This is a genomic window from Nonomuraea sp. NPDC001684, assembly GCF_053596515.1.
Map to the genome: position 1 here is coordinate 1 of NZ_JBSFGJ010000697.1, position 3,143 is coordinate 3,143.

Consider the following 3,143-nt stretch of genomic DNA (forward strand, 5'->3'; position numbering starts at 1 on the left):
CGCGGGCAACGCGGCGCGGTGGCACCGGGAGGCCGGTTTCCTGCCGGTCACCGGGGCCGCGGCCGGCCTGCTGGAGCAGGAGGGCTGGTTCGACCGGCACCCGGTGCACCGGGCCGCGACCGCCCAGCTGCGCGCGGCCGACGGCTCCCCCGCCGCGCTGGGCGCGGTGCTCGGGGACTTCGCCGGGATCCAGGACCTGATGACGCAGGCCATGGCCCGGGTGCTGGACGGCGCCGACCCCGACGACTGCTTCGCCGACGCGTCCCAGCGGGCTCAGAGCCTGCTCGACGCCTACAACGCCGACTGCCTGGACGGGCGCACCCCGCGCCGCCTGTCGGTGGGCTGAACCACCGCCGCCTTCCGGGCGGCGGCACCGCTCCCACGGCATCCGCCCGTGAAGTGAGCACTTCAGAAGAAGACCGTGCCGGCGGGCGATGCCACGCTCGGACATGGCGATGGGAGTTCCCGTATGTTAAGCCGACGGCGCTTGATCGTTCTCGGTGGCCTGGCAGGAGGCGCCGCGCTCACCCCGGTGTCCCGCGGGCTGTTCGGCGGGCCGGAACAGCAGGCGCAGCAACAGCACATGATGCGCATGCACGACCACGGGGGCCGGGTCCCCGCGGTCCGCACCGGCGCCACCGCGGCGCCCTTCAGCGTCGCGATGCCGGTGCCCCCGGTGCTGGCACCCGTGGCCAGCCTGCCGGGCATCGACTTCTACCGGCTGTCCATCCAGCAGGCGACCACCGAGATCCTGCCGGGCGTGAGCACGCCCGTGCTGACGTACGGCGGCCAGTTCACCGCCCCCACCATCCGCGCCCGGCAGGGCCGCAGGGCGCTGGTCACCTTCGACAACAGGCTCGGCCACGAGGCGAACGTGCACCTGCACGGCGGCCGCGTGCCGGCGGCCAGCGACGGGTACCCGATGGACCTGATCGCCGACGGCAAGTCGAAGACCTACGACTACCCGAACGCCCAGGCCGGCGCCACGCTGTGGTACCACGACCACACCCACCACATGGAGGCCGAGCACGTCTACCGCGGCATGCACGGCTTCTACCTGGTCGAGGGCGCCGACGAGCAGCAGCTCGGCCTGCCGTCCGGGGCCTACGACGTGCCCATCCTGCTGCGCGACGCGCTCTTCGACGACCAGGGCGGGCTCGTCTTCGACCCGGCCGACCCCTACAACCGGCCGACGCTGATCGCCAACGGCAAGGCCCAGCCGTACTTCAAGGTCGCGGCCCGCAAGTACCGGCTGCGCCTGCTCAACGGCTCCACGCACCGGATCTTCGAGCTGTCGCTGAGCAACGGCGCCCAGATGACGCAGATCGCCACCGACTGCGGCCTGCTGGCGGCGCCGGTGCCGACGTCCAAGCTGGTGCTCTCCTCGGGCGAGCGGGCCGAGGTCGTGATCGACTTCGGCGCGTTCCCGCTGGGCACGCAGATCACGCTGGAGGACGTCAGCGGGTCCGTGCTCCGCTTCGACGTCGTACGGCCGGCCGTCGACCGCAGCCGCGTGCCCAGCCAGTTGCGCGCGATGGTCCCGCTGGCCGCGGCCACGCAGACCCGGCAGCTCACCCTCAGCCTGGACCCGGTCAACATCCAGGCCCTGATCAACAATCAGGCGTTCGACGCCAACCGGGTGGACATGCAGGTCAAGCGGGGAACCAGCGAGGTCTGGGAGGTCACCAACTCCGACACCAACGTCGGGGGCTCGGGCTTCGGCGTCCCGCACAACTTCCACACCCACCTCGCCCAGTTCCGGATCCTGGACCGCGACGGCACGCCGCCGCAGCCGGGCGAGGCGGGATGGAAGGACACGGTGCTCATCCAGCCGGGCGAGACCGTGCGCTTCCAGGCCAGCTTCGGCGACTACCTGGGGCGATACGTCTACCACTGTCACATGTTGGAGCACTCGGCCATCGGGATGATGGGCCAGATGGAGATCATCAACTAGTTCCTCAAGGAGGACTGCATGAGCACCACGAACAGCACGACCGCCGTCGGCCGGTCCACCGGCCGCGGCGTCAACATCGCCCTCTGGGTCGCCCAGGTCCTTCTGGCGTTCCAGGTCGGCCTGGGCGGCGTGCTCAAGCTCGCCGGCGACCCGACCATGGTCGCCATGTTCGACGACATCGGCGCCGGCCAGTGGTTCCGCTACGTGGTCGGCGTGCTGGAGATCGCCGGCGCGATCGGGCTGCTGATCCCGCGTCTGAGCGGCGTGGCCGCGCTGGCGCTGATCGGCCTGATGATCGGCGCGGCCGGCACCAACGCGATCGTGCTGGGCGGCGTCCCCGTGATCGAGGCCGTCCTGCTGGTCGTCCTGGCACTGGTCGTCTGGGGCCGCTGGTCCCGCGTCAAGGCGTTCTTCGGCGCCAAGTGAGCTCACCCCCGCCCGGTACGCGATCGGCGTACCGGGCATCGACCTGTCCCGTGGAGGGAACATGACCGAGACCGCCAACCCGCAGAACCAGCTGCCCACCCCCGACCCCTCGCTGCAGACCCTGCAGCCGCTGGTCGGCACGTGGGAGATGACGGGCAAGGACTTCGGCACCGGCGAGGCGACCGGCGGCCGGCTCGTCTTCGAGTGGATGGACGGCGGCTTCTTCCTCGTCCAGCGCGTCGAGATGAGCCACGGCGGCGGCACGATGACCGGCGTGGAGTACATCGGCCACGACCCGGAGAGCGGCGCGCTGCGCTCGCACTACTTCGACAGCACCGGCAACAACTTCGTCTACGTGTGGAAGCTGGACGGGCGCGACCTCAACATCTGGTTCGGCGCGGAGGGCTCGCCGGCCGGGTTCAGCGGCGCCTTCAGCGAGGACGGCCGGACCATCAGCGGCCGGTGGGAGTGGCCGGGCGGCGGCTACGAGGCCACCATGACCCGGGCGGGCTAGCCGGACAGACCTCGTGACGACCGGGACGGGCCCCCGCGGCCCGGCCACCGCCCCCCGTCCCGGCTGACGCCGGTCGCCTGCTCATCCCAGGTCGTCGCCGGGGCCGGGGGCGGGGCGGGTGAGGCGGACCATGGCGCGGTACAGGGCGGTGGGCGCGGGGGTCGGCTCCAGCGGGGGCAGGTCGGCGCCGGGGGCGGCGTAGGCGCGCAGCATCTGGCCGACGAGGCGGCGCCAGGTGTCCGGGGCGGC

Annotated in this window: 3 protein-coding genes and 1 pseudogene; all 4 read left to right on the top strand. The window is 72.1% G+C overall.

The window, feature by feature from the left end; translation table 11 throughout:
• A pseudogene (locus tag ACWCSD_RS50250) lies at positions 1 to 346 on the top strand (phosphate ABC transporter); the annotation flags it as partial.
• 141 nt (positions 347 to 487) lie between these two features.
• Positions 488 to 1,954 carry a multicopper oxidase family protein gene (locus ACWCSD_RS50255; protein ID WP_449926564.1) on the top strand — a complete coding sequence of 489 codons (1,467 nt, stop codon included), beginning with the start codon at positions 488 to 490 and terminating at the stop codon, positions 1,952 to 1,954.
• 18 nt (positions 1,955 to 1,972) lie between these two features.
• Entirely contained in the window at positions 1,973 to 2,380 is a 408-nt protein-coding gene (locus tag ACWCSD_RS50260) for a DoxX family protein (protein ID WP_358295576.1), read from the top strand.
• A 61-nt stretch (positions 2,381 to 2,441) separates the two neighbouring features.
• Positions 2,442 to 2,894: a DUF1579 family protein gene (locus ACWCSD_RS50265; protein WP_352359900.1), complete on the top strand. Its 453-nt coding sequence runs from the start codon at positions 2,442 to 2,444 to the stop codon at positions 2,892 to 2,894.
• Positions 2,895 to 3,143 lie beyond the last annotated feature (249 nt).